This window comes from Actinoplanes sp. NPDC048791 (genome assembly GCF_040650095.1).
Classification (GTDB): Bacteria; Actinomycetota; Actinomycetes; order Mycobacteriales; family Micromonosporaceae; genus Actinoplanes.
On sequence record NZ_JBEZGQ010000116.1, the window covers coordinates 1 to 13,815 of the forward strand.

General features: G+C 71.5%; 20 protein-coding genes and 1 riboswitch. Of the genes, 13 read left to right on the forward strand and 7 right to left on the reverse strand.

What is annotated here, in order from left to right; all coding sequences use genetic code 11:
• Nucleotides 1-213 precede the first annotated feature (213 nt).
• Together AB0C29_RS11800 and AB0C29_RS11805 are read left to right on the forward strand one after the other, a co-directional pair.
• Nucleotides 214-699, forward strand: a complete 486-nt coding sequence (locus tag AB0C29_RS11800) for a roadblock/LC7 domain-containing protein (RefSeq protein ID WP_360818815.1) — start codon at nucleotides 214-216, stop codon at nucleotides 697-699.
• Nucleotides 700-729: 30 nt separating this feature from the next.
• Nucleotides 730-1,101: a hypothetical protein gene (locus tag AB0C29_RS11805; RefSeq protein WP_360548746.1), complete on the forward strand. Its 372-nt coding sequence runs from the start codon at nucleotides 730-732 to the stop codon at nucleotides 1,099-1,101.
• 61 nt (nucleotides 1,102-1,162) lie between these two features.
• On the opposite strand, the gene AB0C29_RS11810 is transcribed toward AB0C29_RS11805, so the two are convergent.
• Nucleotides 1,163-1,642, reverse strand: a complete 480-nt coding sequence (locus AB0C29_RS11810; protein ID WP_360818818.1) for a G5 domain-containing protein — start codon at nucleotides 1,640-1,642, stop codon at nucleotides 1,163-1,165.
• A 128-nt stretch (nucleotides 1,643-1,770) separates the two neighbouring features.
• Between AB0C29_RS11810 and AB0C29_RS11815 the strand changes: the two genes are divergently transcribed.
• On the forward strand, nucleotides 1,771-2,181 hold the full coding sequence (locus tag AB0C29_RS11815; RefSeq protein WP_360818821.1) for a VOC family protein: 411 nt from the start codon (nucleotides 1,771-1,773) through the stop codon (nucleotides 2,179-2,181).
• A 3-nt stretch (nucleotides 2,182-2,184) separates the two neighbouring features.
• On the opposite strand, the gene dusB is transcribed toward AB0C29_RS11815, so the two are convergent.
• Entirely contained in the window at nucleotides 2,185-3,327 is a 1,143-nt protein-coding gene (gene dusB, locus AB0C29_RS11820) for a tRNA dihydrouridine synthase DusB (RefSeq protein ID WP_360818824.1), read from the reverse strand.
• 41 nt (nucleotides 3,328-3,368) lie between these two features.
• Between dusB and AB0C29_RS11825 the strand changes: the two genes are divergently transcribed.
• Complete coding sequence (locus tag AB0C29_RS11825) at nucleotides 3,369-3,851, forward strand: XdhC family protein (protein ID WP_360818827.1); 483 nt, start codon at nucleotides 3,369-3,371, stop codon at nucleotides 3,849-3,851.
• Between the two features lie 40 nt (nucleotides 3,852-3,891).
• Here the strand turns inward: AB0C29_RS11825 and AB0C29_RS11830 are convergent, their stop codons facing one another.
• From AB0C29_RS11830 to AB0C29_RS11840, 3 genes are read right to left on the reverse strand one after another with little or no spacing between them, the layout of a single operon-like run.
• Nucleotides 3,892-5,271, reverse strand: coding sequence for a glycine--tRNA ligase (locus AB0C29_RS11830; RefSeq protein WP_360548761.1), 1,380 nt, complete (start codon nucleotides 5,269-5,271; stop codon nucleotides 3,892-3,894).
• 59 nt (nucleotides 5,272-5,330) lie between these two features.
• Nucleotides 5,331-5,828, reverse strand: coding sequence for a hypothetical protein (locus tag AB0C29_RS11835; RefSeq protein WP_360548763.1), 498 nt, complete (start codon nucleotides 5,826-5,828; stop codon nucleotides 5,331-5,333).
• Between the two features lie 17 nt (nucleotides 5,829-5,845).
• Nucleotides 5,846-6,187: an antibiotic biosynthesis monooxygenase gene (locus AB0C29_RS11840; protein ID WP_360818830.1), complete on the reverse strand. Its 342-nt coding sequence runs from the start codon at nucleotides 6,185-6,187 to the stop codon at nucleotides 5,846-5,848.
• A 35-nt stretch (nucleotides 6,188-6,222) separates the two neighbouring features.
• Between AB0C29_RS11840 and AB0C29_RS11845 the strand changes: the two genes are divergently transcribed.
• The 7 genes from AB0C29_RS11845 to AB0C29_RS11875 all read left to right on the forward strand — a co-directional run bounded on the left by AB0C29_RS11845 (nucleotide 6,223) and on the right by AB0C29_RS11875 (nucleotide 10,573).
• Nucleotides 6,223-6,483: a DUF6703 family protein gene (locus AB0C29_RS11845; RefSeq protein WP_360548767.1), complete on the forward strand. Its 261-nt coding sequence runs from the start codon at nucleotides 6,223-6,225 to the stop codon at nucleotides 6,481-6,483.
• Nucleotides 6,484-6,534: 51 nt separating this feature from the next.
• Nucleotides 6,535-7,464: a metal ABC transporter substrate-binding protein gene (locus tag AB0C29_RS11850; protein ID WP_360818854.1), complete on the forward strand. Its 930-nt coding sequence runs from the start codon at nucleotides 6,535-6,537 to the stop codon at nucleotides 7,462-7,464.
• Nucleotides 7,461-8,240, forward strand: coding sequence for a metal ABC transporter ATP-binding protein (locus AB0C29_RS11855; protein ID WP_360818833.1), 780 nt, complete (start codon nucleotides 7,461-7,463; stop codon nucleotides 8,238-8,240). The genes AB0C29_RS11850 and AB0C29_RS11855 overlap by 4 nt, the downstream gene beginning before the upstream one ends.
• The gene (locus tag AB0C29_RS11860; RefSeq protein WP_360818836.1) at nucleotides 8,240-9,130 is read left to right on the forward strand and encodes a metal ABC transporter permease; all 891 of its coding nucleotides are present in this window, start codon (nucleotides 8,240-8,242) and stop codon (nucleotides 9,128-9,130) included. The genes AB0C29_RS11855 and AB0C29_RS11860 overlap by 1 nt, the downstream gene beginning before the upstream one ends.
• Nucleotides 9,127-9,444, forward strand: coding sequence for a metalloregulator ArsR/SmtB family transcription factor (locus AB0C29_RS11865; protein WP_360548771.1), 318 nt, complete (start codon nucleotides 9,127-9,129; stop codon nucleotides 9,442-9,444). The genes AB0C29_RS11860 and AB0C29_RS11865 overlap by 4 nt, the downstream gene beginning before the upstream one ends.
• An 85-nt stretch (nucleotides 9,445-9,529) precedes the next feature.
• A complete protein-coding gene (locus AB0C29_RS11870) occupies nucleotides 9,530-9,937 on the forward strand; it encodes a Fur family transcriptional regulator (protein ID WP_360818839.1) in 408 nt (135 codons plus the stop codon).
• A gap of 30 nt (nucleotides 9,938-9,967) precedes the next feature.
• Nucleotides 9,968-10,573 carry a hypothetical protein gene (locus AB0C29_RS11875; protein WP_360818857.1) on the forward strand — a complete coding sequence of 202 codons (606 nt, stop codon included), beginning with the start codon at nucleotides 9,968-9,970 and terminating at the stop codon, nucleotides 10,571-10,573.
• Here the strand turns inward: AB0C29_RS11875 and AB0C29_RS11880 are convergent.
• Together AB0C29_RS11880 and AB0C29_RS11885 are read right to left on the reverse strand one after the other, a co-directional pair.
• Entirely contained in the window at nucleotides 10,551-11,084 is a 534-nt protein-coding gene (locus AB0C29_RS11880; protein ID WP_360818842.1) for a DUF6328 family protein, read from the reverse strand. The genes AB0C29_RS11875 and AB0C29_RS11880 overlap by 23 nt on opposite strands.
• A gap of 47 nt (nucleotides 11,085-11,131) precedes the next feature.
• Complete coding sequence (locus tag AB0C29_RS11885; RefSeq protein WP_360818845.1) at nucleotides 11,132-11,947, reverse strand: alpha/beta fold hydrolase; 816 nt, start codon at nucleotides 11,945-11,947, stop codon at nucleotides 11,132-11,134.
• 75 nt (nucleotides 11,948-12,022) lie between these two features.
• Nucleotides 12,023-12,127, forward strand: a riboswitch (TPP riboswitch).
• A 73-nt stretch (nucleotides 12,128-12,200) separates the two neighbouring features.
• On the opposite strand from AB0C29_RS11885, the gene AB0C29_RS11890 reads away from it, so the two are divergent.
• Nucleotides 12,201-12,773, forward strand: coding sequence for an ECF transporter S component (locus AB0C29_RS11890; protein WP_360818848.1), 573 nt, complete (start codon nucleotides 12,201-12,203; stop codon nucleotides 12,771-12,773).
• Nucleotides 12,774-12,864: 91 nt separating this feature from the next.
• The coding region (locus AB0C29_RS11895; RefSeq protein WP_360818851.1) for an ATP-binding cassette domain-containing protein at nucleotides 12,865-13,815 on the forward strand (951 nt) is incomplete at its 3' end.

A 13,815-nucleotide genomic window follows, 5' to 3' on the forward strand; every position in this document is an offset into this window, starting at 1 on the left:
CCGGCCACGACGCCCGGAGCGGACCGGCCACCGCGGCTGGCCCGCCGCAAGCCCGGGGCGAAGCTGCCCAAAGACGTCGCCGCGGACACCGGCCAGCTGCACACCGGCACCGACGAGGTGCTGCTGAAACGGATCCGCACCGCGCTGCGAGCCCTGCGATGACCCGGGCCCCTCCCCCACCGGTGCGGCCCGACCAGGAAGGAGAGACCCAGGATGACGGTGGATCCGGCGGTACTGACGGAACTCGGCAATCTGCGCTCCCGGGTGCCTGAGCTCTCCGGCAGTGTCCTCGCCACCGCCGACGGGATGGTGGTCGCGCACGACGCGCACGGCATCGAACCGGACAGCCTCGCCGCCCTGGCCGCCGCCCACCTGGCCCTCGCCCGGCGCTTCGCGCACGCCGTCAACCACGGTGAGCTGCGCGAGTCGGTGGTGGAGTGCGACGGCGGCTACATCACCTCGTACACCGCGGGCCCGAACGCCCTGCTGACCCTGGTCACGACCGGGAACGCCAACCTGGCCATGGTGCACCTCGAGGCCCGCCGGGCCGTACGGCGGCTGGTGAACATCCTCGTCCTGGAGGCGCCGGCGCCGCACCGCCCCGAGATCCCGACGCAGATGGGGCCGTCCACACCGCTGGCCCGGCGTACGCCGATGGCCACCCTGCAGAGCACCTTCCGCGGCCGGCAAGCCGGCTGACCCACCCTTTACGAAAGAGGAACCAATCTCATGGCTGACATGGAAACCGCACTGAAAGAGATCATGGACATCGACGGCGCCGTCGGTGTCGCGCTGGTCGACCACACCAGCGGCATGGCCCTGGGCACTGTCGGCGGCGGCAAGGAACTCGACCTGACGGTCGCGGCGGCCGGCAACACCGACGTGGTCCGGGCCAAGCTGCGGGCGATGGAGATGCTCAACATCACCGAGAAGATCGAGGACATCCTCATCACGCTGGACAGCCAGTACCACCTGATCCGGCCGCTGACCAGCCGCTCGGGCAAGGGCCTGTTCCTGTACGTGGCGCTGCGCCGGGACCGCTCCAACCTGGCGATGGCCCGCCACCAGCTCAAGCGCATCGAGAACGACCTCGACGTCTGAGCCCTGAATCGACGTGGGGAGGGCGCTGGGCGTCCTCCCCGTTCGTCGTGCCGGGCGGCGGTCAGCCGTTGACGTTGTCGTCCGGGCCGGTGTTGGTGCCGATCGCGACCACCTCGGGCACCGGCTCGCGGGTCACCTCGGACTTGAGCAGCTTGCGCTTGGTCTCGCGGCCGTCGACCAAGGTCACCTCGTACGTCTTGGTCCGTACCCCGTCGATGCCGGCGGTGCGCGGCTCGCGGGTGCCCTTGGGCAGCCAGTTGTCCTTGACCGTGCGCGACTTGAAGGCGATCGGCTCGGTCTCGGTGATCGTGCGCTTGCGGACCCCGGGCGACTTCCCGGCCACCGGGGCGGGTGCCGACGCCGACGCGACCGCCGTGGCGGAGGCGGCCGGCTGCCGCTCCGGGTTGGCCGCGGGCGCGGAGGAGTCGCCGCCGACGGCACCGATCACCGCCAGTACGCCGGCCACGGGCACCACCACGGCCGCGACGATGACGCCGGCCTTCTGCGCGGTGCCGAGCCGGGTCCAGGTCTGATTTTTCACTCGCACAGTCTGGGCGTCCGGTTCCGGCCCGGAATCAGCCATTCGGGCGTTCCGGGCTGCACCCTGGGCCACCGCTCGGCGGGCGGTTACGGTCACCCGGTGTCCGCTATCGCTGCCACGATGCGGTCATGAACCGATCCGGATCCCGCATCGACCATCTCAACCTCGCCGTGCCCGACCTGGCCGCGGCCGTGGCTTTCTACGAGCCTGTGCTGGCCAGCATCGGCATCACCAAGATGCTGGAGATCCCGCCGAACGCGACGCCGAACCAGCCGACCGCCATGACGGGCTTCGGGCTGGCCGACGTCAAGCCGTACTTTTGGCTCATCGACGGTGGCACGGTCGGGACGAACATGCACCTGGCCTTCACCGTCGACAGCCGCGAGGACGTGTCCACGTTCTACCGGGCGGCTCTCGCCGCCGGCGCGTCATCGCTGCTGGCGCCCGGGGTGCGTCCCGAATACCACGCCGGCTACTACGGCGGTTTTGTGCTCGATCCGCACGGTATCAACCTCGAGGCCGTCTGCCACCACGGGTGAGCGTCAGCCGCCGCTGTTCTCCATCTCGGCGCCTTCCGGGACGGTGTCGTCGTCGCGGCTGTCCAGCCAGCCGTACGGCAGCGAGACCTTGCCGGGGGCGTTGATGCGGCCGCGGGGCTGGCCCAGCGACTCCCGGGGGAACGGCTCCTCGTGGTCGAGCTTGGCCAGCAGGTCGTCGAGCTCCGCCAGCGACTTGACCATCGCCAGCGAGCGGCGCAGGTCCCCGCCGACCGGGAAGCCCTTCAGATACCAGGCCACGTGCTTGCGGAAGTCCGCGCAGCCGTGCCGCTCGTCCTCCAGGGCCTCGACCAGCAGGTGCGCGTGCCGGGACATGATCGCCGCGACCTCGCCCAGCTTCGGCAGCTCCTGGGACACCTCACCGTTGAACGCCGCCTGGAGGTCCTTGAACAGCCACGGCCGGCCCAGGCAGCCGCGGCCCACGACCACGCCGTCGACGCCGGTCTGCTCGACCATCCGGATCGCGTCCGAGGCCTCCCAGATGTCGCCGTTGCCCAGCACCGGCACGTCCAGGGCCTGCTTGAGGGTGGCGATCGCGTCCCAGTCGGCGGTGCCCGAGTAGCGCTGCTCCGCCGTACGGGCGTGCAGCGCGACCGCCGCGACCCCGGCCTCCTGCGCGATCAGCCCGGCCTCGACGTAGGTCAGGTGGTCCTCGTCGATGCCCTTGCGCATCTTGATCGTCAGCGGGATGCCCGCCGGGGCCGCCGCGTCGACCGCCTGCTTGACCAGCCGGCCGAACAGCTTGCGCCGCCAGGGCAGGGCGCTGCCGCCGCCGCGGCGGGTGACCTTGGGCACCGGGCAGCCGAAGTTGAGGTCGATGTGGTCGGCCAGGCCCTCCTCGGCGACCATCCGCACGGCTGCGGCGGTCACGTCCGGGTCCACGCCGTAGAGCTGCAGGCTGCGGAAGTCCTCGTCCGGGCCGAAGGCGATCATCTTGAGCGTCTTGGGGATCCGCTCGACCAGGGCCCGGGTGGTGATCATCTCGCAGACGTAGACGCCGCCGCCCTGCTCGCGGCAGAGCTTGCGGAACGCGACATTGGTGATGCCGGCCATCGGCGCGAGCACAACGGGCGGCCACACCTGGTGCTTGCCCAGGGTCAACGGAGCGGCGGAAAGAGCAAGAGTCACGCCGTCGAGCATGGCACACGAGCATCTGGCAGAGTCAAAACGTGGATGCGGAACAGAGTCCCCGGCGGCTGGTTGCCGTCTTCTCCTCGCCGGTCGCCGAGGTGCTGCTGCGGTTCGGCATCGAGCTGGGGTTCCAGTCGATCCTGGTCGAGCCGGACCCGACCCGGCTGCTCGGCCCGCCCCGGCCGCACGGCGACACGTACGTGGCCGATCCGGCCGGGGCCGGCATCGACGAGCACACCGACGTGGTGCTGACCGACCACCACCGGCCGGAGATCGGCGCCGTGCTCAAGGAGGTGCTGGCCGGCGAGGTGCGCTGGGTGGGCATCATGGGCAACCCCAAGCACGAGGGCCCGCACATCGCCGCGCTCAGGGAGCTGGGCGTCGGCGACGAGGACATCGCCCGGGTGCACCGCCCGATCGGGTTGAACATCGGCAGCCGTACCCCGGCCGAGATCGCCGTGGCCACCCTGGCCGGCTTGATCGCCGACCGCAACAACCGACCGGGCGGCTTCGAGTTCTGACCGCGCCCCCGCGAACCGGAGGCGCGGCCAGCAGCTCAGCTCAACAACCCGGGAGGCGCTCGATCAGGTAGCGCTCGATCTGGTCCAGGGCGACCCGCTCCTGCTTCATCGTGTCGCGGTCGCGGACCGTCACCGCGTCGTCGGTGAGGGTGTCGAAGTCGACCGTGACGCAGAACGGCGTGCCGATCTCGTCCTGGCGCCGGTAGCGGCGGCCGATCGCCTGGGAGTCGTCGAACTCGACCATCCAGCGCTTGCGCAGCAGGTCGGCCAGGCCGCGGGCCTTGGGCGACAGCTCCGGGTTGCGCGACAGCGGCAGCACCGCCACCTTGATCGGCGCGAGCCGCGGGTCGAAGCGCATGACCGTGCGCTTGTCGACGCCGCCCTTGGTGTTGGGGGCCTCGTCCTCGTCGTACGCCTCGAGCAGGAAGGCCAGCACCGCGCGGGTCAGGCCGGCCGCGGGCTCGATCACGTACGGCACCCAGCGCTCCTGCTTCTCCTGGTCGAAGAAGCTCAGGTCCACCCCGGAGTGCTTGGAGTGGGTGGTCAGGTCGAAGTCCGTACGGTTGGCGATGCCCTCGAGCTCGGCGAAGTCGGTGCCGCCGAACTGGAAGCGGTACTCGATGTCGACCGTGCGCTTGGAGTAGTGCGAGAGCTTCTCCTTCGGGTGCTCGAAGAAGCGCAGGTTGCTCTCGGACAGGCCGAGATCGCGGTACCAGTTCCAGCGCTGCTGCAGCCAGTACTCGTGCCATTCCTCGTCGGAGCCCGGCGGGACGAAGAACTCCATCTCCATCTGCTCGAACTCGCGGGTCCGGAAGATGAAGTTGCCCGGGGTGATCTCGTTGCGGAACGACTTGCCGACCTGCGCGATGCCGAACGGCGGCTTCTTGCGGGCGGCGGTGGCCACGTTGTTGTAGTTGACGAAGATGCCCTGGGCGGTCTCTGGGCGCAGGTAGTGCAGGCCCTCGGCGCTCTCGGTCGGGCCCAGGTACGTCTTCATCAGGCCGTTGAACATCTTCGGCTCGGTGAAGGTGCCCTTGTTGCCGCAGTTGGGGCAGTTGAGCTCCTGCAGCGAGGAGGGCGGCGTGCCGTGCTTGTGCTCGTACGCCTCCTCGAGGTGGTCGGCGCGGAACCGCTTGTGGCACGACTGGCACTCGGTCAGCGGGTCGACGAACGCTTCCAGGTGGCCGGAGGCGGCCCACACGTCGCGGGCCAGGATGACGGCGGAGTCGAGGCCGACGATGTCGTCGCGCTGCTGGACCATCGTCTTCCACCACTGCTGGCGGACGTTCTCCTTCAGCGCGACACCGAGCGGACCGTAGTCCCACGCCGAGCGGGTGCCTCCGTAGATCTCGCTGGAGGGGAAGACGAATCCCCGGCGCTTGGCCAGGCTGACGACGGCGTCGATACGATCGGCGGGCATGTTCCTCCTACGCCGGCTGGTTGTCGGCGGGGACGTCGGGATCGGACAAAATGAGGAGATTACTCCTCGACGCGGCACACCTCGAAGCCGCCCGTCTGGCGGTTCTGCCCGAGGTAGGCGCGCAGGTCGGCGCGGTCGCCGTCGGAGTAGGTGACCGTGACCGGCGCGGAGAGCTGGACCAGCTCGACGTTGCCGACGTCCCAGGCGGTGATCGGCTCCCCGGTGGAGACCCGGCTGGTGAACTGGGCCTCGGTCTCCTGCTCCTTGGCCTGCGGGCAGAGCTGGTCGTAGGCCTGCGACCATTCGCGGTCGCGCAGCGCCTCGAGGTAGTCGCCCACGACCACGTCGGCCTGCTCGTTGAGCGCGCTGCTCATCACCCGGGTCAGGCCGACGGCGGCGGCCACGCCGGCGCCGCAGACGAGCACGAGCACACCCGCGCCCAGGCCGAGCGCCACGCCGACGCGCCGGCCCCGGCCCTCGACGGGCGGGGCGGGGAAGGGCGGGAACACGCCCGGGCCCTGCGGCGGCGGTGGCGGCTGCTGCCCGAGAAGGGTCATGGGATCAAGCGTACGGCTCAGCGCCAGGGCTCGGTGGCCCGGTCGCTGGCCACGACCACGACCGCGGCCCCGGGCTCGGCCGAGGCGAGGGTCTCGAAGGCCGACGGCTCGTCCAGCGACTCGGACAGCAGCGGGGTGGCGTGCACCTTCACGTCGAAGCCGCCGAGGGCGCGCCGGTAGGCTCCCACGGACTCCCATTCGGTGACCAGGGTCCAGTAGGCGGGGTCGTCCAGTGCGCGGGTGAGCCGGCCGGAGAGATAACCGGGCCGTTCCGCGAGGGCGGCGAGGGCGGCGTGCGCCCGTTCGGTGAACGAGTCCTGCGTGTCGCCCGGGACGATGAAGCGGTTGAGCACCAGCATGGGCTGAGCCTACGCACCGAAGGAGTACGGCCGACGTGACACCACCTCCGTCCGACAACCTGCTGCGCCGGCTGGCCCGGGTCAACCCGACGACGGCCTTCCTGGCGGCCCTGGCCGTGCTGCTGGCCGGCCTGTTCCTGCCCGGGATCATCGGCGCCGCGCTGCTGTTCCTGCTGGGCGCGGCCCTGGTGGCGCTGACCTTCACGACCTGGCCGGTGCAGTCTGGGCCGGTACGCGCCGTACGGGTGACGATGCTGGTGCTGCTGTTCGCCGCCGTCGTCGCCAAGGTCATCTGACACATGCGCTTTTGACAATCATTACCAATACGGCGCACAGTAGATGGCATGATGCGCCGCCGCCTGCTCGCCACCGCCGCCGCCGCTCTGCTGGTGGCCGCCGGCGCGGGCTGCGCCGACAAGGCGAGCGGCTTCGGCACCGACGGGCGTCTGGACGTGGTGACCGCCTTCTACCCGCTGCAGTTCCTCAGTGAGCGCATCGGCGCGGACGCGGTCGCGGTCAGCCAGCTGACCAAGCCGGGCGCCGAGCCGCACGACGTCGAGCTCAACACCCGCCAGGTCGCCGCGATCAGCGACGCCGGACTCGTCGTCTACCTCAAGGGCTTCCAGCCGGCCGTCGACGAGGCCGTCAAGCAGGAGGCCAAGGACAAGGCCCTCGACGTGGGCACCGCGGTGCAGCTGCTGCCCGCCGCCGAGCACGAGGAAGAGCACGTCCCGGGTGAGCCCGAGCACGCCGAGGGCTCGACCGACCCGCACGTCTGGCTGGATCCGGTGCGCTTCGCCGCGATCGCCGGCAAGCTCGCGCAGCGCCTGGGCCAGGTCGACCCGGCCCGGGCGGCGGGCTACACCGAGCGGGCCGCCACGCTGCACCGCGAGCTGACCGCGCTGGACGCGGAATACGCGACCGCCCTGAAGAGCTGTGCCCGCCGTGAGGTCGTCACCAGCCACACCGCGTTCCACTACCTCGCCGACCGCTACGGGCTCACCGAGATCGGCATCACCGGCATCTCGCCCGAGTCCGAGCCGTCGCCGCAGCGCCTCGCCGAGGTGGCCGAGCAGGCCAGGGCCACCGGCACCACCACGATCTTCTTCGAGACCCTGGTGAGCCCGAAGGTCGCCGAGACCATCGCCCGGGAGGTCGGCGCGCGGACCGCCGTCCTCGATCCCCTCGAAGGGCTCACCGAGCCGGATACGGACTACTTCTCCGTCATGCGCAGCAACCTGACCGCCCTGACCACCGCCCTGGGATGCCCGTCATGAGCGTCGTCACCGTCTCGCACGCCGCCGTCTCGTACGGCGGCCGGGCCGTGCTGCAGGACATCGATCTGGACGTGCAGCCCGGCCAGGTCGTCGCGATCCTGGGCGCCAACGGCTCCGGCAAGTCCACCCTGATCCGCACCATCCTCGGGCTGGTGCCGCTGGAGGCCGGGACGGTCACCCTGTTCGGCACCCCGCAGCGCCGGTTCCGGCAGTGGGAGCGGATCGGCTACGTCCCGCAGCGGATGGGCGCCGGCAGCGGCGTGCCCGCGACCGTCGGCGAGGTCGTGGCGTCGGGACGGCTGGCCCGCCGGGGCATCTTCCGGCCGTCCGGGGCCGCCGACCGTGAGGCCGTCCGGGCCGCGCTGACCGACGTCGGCCTGCTGGACCGGATCGCCGACCCGGTCAGCACCCTCTCCGGCGGCCAGCAGCAACGCACCCTGATCGCGCGGGCCCTGGCCGGACGGCCGGACCTGCTGATCCTCGACGAGCCCACGGCCGGCGTCGACGCGGCCAGCCAGGACGCCTTCGCCGCGGCGCTGCGCCGCTTCGCCGCGGCCGGCGGGACCATCCTGCTGGTCGCGCACGAGCTCGGGCCGATCGAGCCGCTCATCGACAAGGCCGTCGTGGTGCACCACGGGCGGATCGCGTACGAGGGTGCGGTGCCCGAGCCGGCCGGCCACCACGCCGAGCCCGGCCACGACCACGTCCACCCGCACGCCGAGGCCGAACGGGCCCGGATCTGCGTGGCCCCCACCGACCGATTGCCGGCGAGCTGATGGACCTTTTCGCGTACGACTTCATGATCCGTGCCCTGCTGGGCGCGCTGATCATCGGCCTGATCGCCCCCGCGCTGGGCATCTATCTGGTGCAGCGGCGGCTGTCGCTCATCGGTGACGGCATCGGGCACGTGGCGCTCACCGGTGTCGGCGTCGGGCTGTTGCTGAACCAGTCCCCCGTGCTCACCGCGGTGGTCGTCTCGGTCATCGGGGCGATCGGGGTGGAGCTGGTCCGCGAGCGGGGCCGTACCTCCGGTGACCTGGCCCTGGCCCTGCTCTTCTACGGCGGCATCGCGGGCGGGGTGGTGCTGGTCGGGCTCTCCGAGGACAGCAGCAACGCCAACCTGATGCAGTTCCTCTTCGGCTCGCTGACCACCACGTCGCGGCAGGACCTGATCGTCATCGCGGTTCTCGGCGTCGCGGTGCTGGTCGCGATGCTGGGGCTGCGGCAGGCGCTGTTCGCGGTCTGCAACGACGAGGAGTACGCCCGGGTGTCCGGGCTGCCCGTGCGTACGCTCAATCTGCTGATGGCCGTGACCACCGCGGTGACCGTCACGATCGCCATGCGGACCGTCGGCCTGTTGCTGGTCAGCGCGCTGATGGTGGTGCCGGTCGCGGCGGCCCAGCAGGTCACCCGCGGGTTCCGCAGCACGATGGCCGCGGCCATGGTGATCGGGGTGGGCTCGGCCGCCGCGGGGGTCTGGCTGGCCGGCGAGGTGGACACCGCACCGGGCGCCACGATCGTCATCCTGGCCATCGCCGCCTTCGTCGCCGTGACCGTCGGCGCCGGGGCCTGGCGGGTGCTGCGCCGGCGTTCGGCCCCGGGCCGGCCGCACGCCACGGCCCAGCTGGAACCACCCGAGGTCGTGCTGCAGGCGGAGGCCCGATGAGCAGTAACGTGGCACCTGTGCCGACGAGCGGCTACGAGGCGTACGAGGCGGCCGGTGAGCTGCTGCGCGCGCTGTCGGCACCGATCCGGGTGGCGATCGTCGCGGAGCTCGGCGCCGGCGAACGCTGCGTGCACGAGCTGGTGGAGAAGCTGGGCGCGCCGCAGCCGCTGGTCTCGCAGCACCTGCGGGTGTTGCGGGGCGCCGGCGTGGTGCGGGGTGCACGGCGGGGCCGCGAGATCGCATACTCACTCGTGGACGAACACGTCGCCCACATCGTCGCCGATGCCGTCAGCCACGCGCGGGAGGGGTCATGATCGACTGCACCGAGCGACGCCTGGCCGCGCCGCGCCGCGGCCCTGAGCCGCGAGGGCCAGGAGAGCATGACGAAGGAGGCGCAGCATGACTGAGGACAGCACTGTTGTCCGGAACACCAAGCAGCGCAGTGCGGTCAGCGCCGTTCTCGCCGATGCCGAGGGCTTCAACAGCGCCCAGGAGCTGCACGCCATCCTGCGTGAGCGGGGTGAACGGGTCGGCCTGACCACGGTCTACCGCACGCTGCAGGGTCTGGCCGACGCCGGCGAGATCGACGTGATGCGCCCGCCCGGCGGCGAGCACCTCTACCGCCGGTGCAGCCAGGGCCACCACCACCATCTGGTCTGCCGGTCCTGCGGGCGGGCCGTCGAGGTGGAGGGCCCGGCGGTGGAGACCTGGGCGGACAAGGTCGCCGGCCGGCACGGCTTCGTCGACGTCTCGCACACCATGGAGATCTTCGGTACCTGCCCGGAGTGCGCGGCGAAGCGTTCCTAGCCCGCGCGTGGGACGCTGTCGCGCGTGAAGATGTACGCCGACCGGCTGCCCACCGCCGTCCGCCAGCTGCTGACCGATCTCCTGGTCGTGTTCTGGGTCTACGCCTGGATCCGGGCCGGTCTCTGGGTCAACGACATGGTCGAGAAACTCGGTGTGCCGGGCCAGAAACTGCAGGAGGCGGGCACCGGGATCGCCGGCAACCTCGGCGACATCGGCGGCAAGGTGGGCCGGGTGCCGCTGGTCGGCGACGACCTCACCGCGCCGTTCAACAGTGCCGCCGACGCCGCGAAGTCGATCGCCGAGGCCGGCCGCCAGCAGCAGGAGGTCGTCGACAATCTGGCGCTGACCATGGCGTTGCTGATCGTCGCGGTCCCGCTGGCGCTGGTGCTCTTCCTGTGGCTGCCGAAGCGGCTGCGCTGGATGCGCCGGGCCGCGGTGGCCGCCCAGGTGCGCACCGAGCCGGCCGGTCAGGACCTGCTGGCGTTGCGGGCCCTGGCCAGCCGGCCGTTGAACGAGCTGGCCAAGCTCGGCCCGGACATCGCCCAGTCCTGGCGCAACGGCGACGCCGCCGCGGTGCAGGCGCTGGCCGCACTCGAGCTCAAGGACCTCGGGCTCAAGCCCGCGAAGCCTCGTTAGGCTCGGCGGCGTCCTCGGCGAACTCCTCGTCGTCATCGTCGACCCAGTTGCGGCGGGTCCACGGGACGGCGGCCCAGAAGGTCAGGAAGAACAGCGCGGCGATGCCGGTCAGGATCAGCGCGACCCAGATGTTGGTCAGGTAGTCGGTGATCAGCAGCACGCTGCTGACCATCGAGATCAGCATGAACGCCAGGCCACCGGTGGCCATCTTGTGCGCGTAGCGGACCAGCTCGGGCTTGCGGCCCTGGCGGAACAGCGCCCGGTGGAACGCCACCGGCGAGATGATCATCGCGGTGGCGGCCGCGGCGGCCAGCAGCGCGACGATGTAGGTGTCCTTCTGGAAGTCGGTCGTCTTCGGGAAGCCGTTGCTGAAGGGCAGAGTCAGCAGGAACGCGAAGAGGATCTGCACGCCCGTCTGGGCCACGCGCAGCTCCTGCAGCAGGTCGGCGAAGTTACGGTCCCACCGCTGCTTCTCGGTCTCGTGCTTGCTCCGTCGCTTCTCGGCGGCCATCGAACCTCCTTCTCGGTGGACGGATGGTTGCCCGAACGTGAACGGCGTCAAACGCCGATGCGGGCCAGCGCCACGTCCGCCAGCGCGCGCGGCGCCTCCTCCGGGATCCAGTGGCCGATCCCCCGCAACGTCACCATCCGGTAGTCGGCCTCCACCCAGGTCGCGGTGGCCAGCGCGGCCGGCTTGCCGACGACCGGATCGCCGTCGCTCCACACGTACGTGGTCGGCACGGTGACCTTGCCGACCTTGGCGAGCTGACCGCTGGACAGGGCGCGGTACCAGTTCAGCGCGCCGGTGAGCCGGCCCGGCTCGCGCATGGCCGTGGCGTAGAGGCCGGCCCGGGCCCCGATCGGCCGCATCATCTGCCGCAGCGCCGTACCGCCGGCCCCGAGCAGCAGCCGCTCCGCGACCCGCGACCGGAACACCCCCATGTAGGCGAAGCGCAGCTTCTGCGACGGCTGGTTGTGCAGGGCGACACCGAGCCCGCGCGGGTGCGGCACGGACACCGCGGTCAGGGTGCTGACCCGGTCGGGGTGCTGGGCGGCGAGCAGCCAGCCCACCTGGGCACCCCAGTCGTGGCCGATGACGTGCGCCTTACCGATCCCGAGCTCGTCCAGCACCGCGACCGCGTCGGCGGTCGGCTGGTCGAGGCGGTAGTCGGCGACCGCGGCGGGGCGCGCGCCGGGTGAGTAGCCGCGCTGATCGAGGGCGTACGTCCGCAGCCCGGCCGCGTGCAGCCGGGGCAGGATCAGGTCGAACTCGCGATGGTCCTGCGGGAATCCGTGCAGCAGGAGCACCGGTGCACCGTCGGCCGGGCCGCCCTCGTACACGTCGAAGGTGAGACCTCTGGCCTTGATCTGCATGTGACGCCTCCTACGCTGTCCCGTACAGCCGTACGGTGTTAGCGTTCATCGAAACACAAGTAGTTCGACGAACATGCAATCCGACAGGGGAGCGCACAGCGCTGAGAGTGCGGGTGACACCGCAGACCCTCGAACCTGATCTGGGTAATGCCAGCGCAGGGAGCTCGGTCTTTCTCCAGCCGCGCCGTGTCCGGGAGACGTCCCCGGCCACGGCGTCGCGTCTCCTCCCGGTACGAGCTGGGAGGCACATCACATGCAGCACCGTTGGCGCACCATCGACATCGTCATCGCCTCGATCATCGCGGTCGCGTTCGGGGTCATCTTCTGGGCCTGGGGCCTGCTCTGGAACGGCCCGGCGGACGCCATCCCGCTGCCCGGCCGGGCCATCCTGTACGGCGTCTGGCTGGTGCCGGCCGTCCTGGGCGCCCTGGTCATCCGCAAGCCGGGCGCCGCCTTCTACACGCTGACCCTGGCCGCCCTGGTGTCCGTCGCGCTCGGCACCAGCTGGGGCTGGACGCTGGTGCTGCAGGGACCGATCGAGGCGGCCGCGGCCGAGCTGGTCTTCGCCGCTTTTGCGTACCGGGTCTGGAACCTGCCGGTGGCGGCTATGGCGGCGGCCGCGGCGGGGATCGCCGCGTCTGTCTACGACGCTTTCGTCTGGTACGGCGGGACGTCGTGGGCGACGTTGCGGCTGCCGTACATCGCGATCACCGCGGTCAGCGCCGTACTGGTGGCCGGCCTGGGCAGCATCTTCCTGGTCCGGGCGCTGGCCCAGACGGGCGTGCTGGACCGCTTCGCCTCCGGCCGCGAACGCGCCGCCGTCTAGTCATGACCGATTGCACCGAGCGTCGCCGGCCGGCGGCCGACGACGGCCGGGACCGCGAGGGCCATGAGGGCATGACAAAGGAGGCCTAGTCATGGGCGAGCTGGTCCTTCGGGGGTTCGGGTGGCGGCACGCCGGTCGTAGGGCGTGGGCGGTGCGCGGGGTCGACCTGCGTGTCGCGCACGGCGAGCGGGTGCTGCTGCTCGGGCCGTCCGGAGCCGGCAAGTCCACGCTGCTGGCCGCGCTGGCCGGGCTGTTGCCCGAGGACTCCGGCGAGTCCGAGGGCACGGTCGAGATCGACGGGCTCGACCCGCGCAAGGCCCGCGAACGGGTCGGCATCGTCTTCCAGGACCCGCAGACCCAGCTGGTCATGTCCCGCAGCGGCGACGACGTGGCGTTCGGGCTGGAGAACCGGGGCGTACCGGCCGGCGAGATCTGGCCGCGCGTCGACGAGGCGCTGGACCGGGTCGGCTTCGGCTACGGCCGGGACCGGCCGACCGCGGCGTTGTCCGGTGGTGAGCAGCAACGCCTGGCGCTGGCCGGCACCCTCGCGCTGCGCCCGGGCCTGCTGCTGCTCGACGAGCCGACCGCCAACCTCGACCCGGCCGGGGCGGCGCAGATCCGGGCCGCGGTCGCCCCCGCGCTGGGGGTCGACACCACGCTGATCATCGACGAGCACCGGGTCGCCGAGGCGCTCACGCTCGTCGACCGGGTGATCGTGCTGGAACCGGGCGGCGGGGTCCGCGCCGACGGCCCGCCGGACGCGGTCTTCGCCGCGCACGGCGACCGGCTGGCGGAGGAGGGGGTCTGGGTGCCGGGTCACCCGGTCGCCCCCCGCCGGGCCGTCTCCGGTCCGGGTGCCCCTCTGGTACGCGCGAAAGCCGTCACCCTGCGCAGCCGCCTCGCGTCCACCACGCTGACCGCCCACGAGGGCGAGGTGCTGGCGGTGACCGGCCCCAACGGCGCCGGCAAGTCCACTCTGGCGTTGCTGCTCGGCGGGCTGCTGAAGCCCACCTCGGGCACGATCGACGCTGTCCCGGGTGGG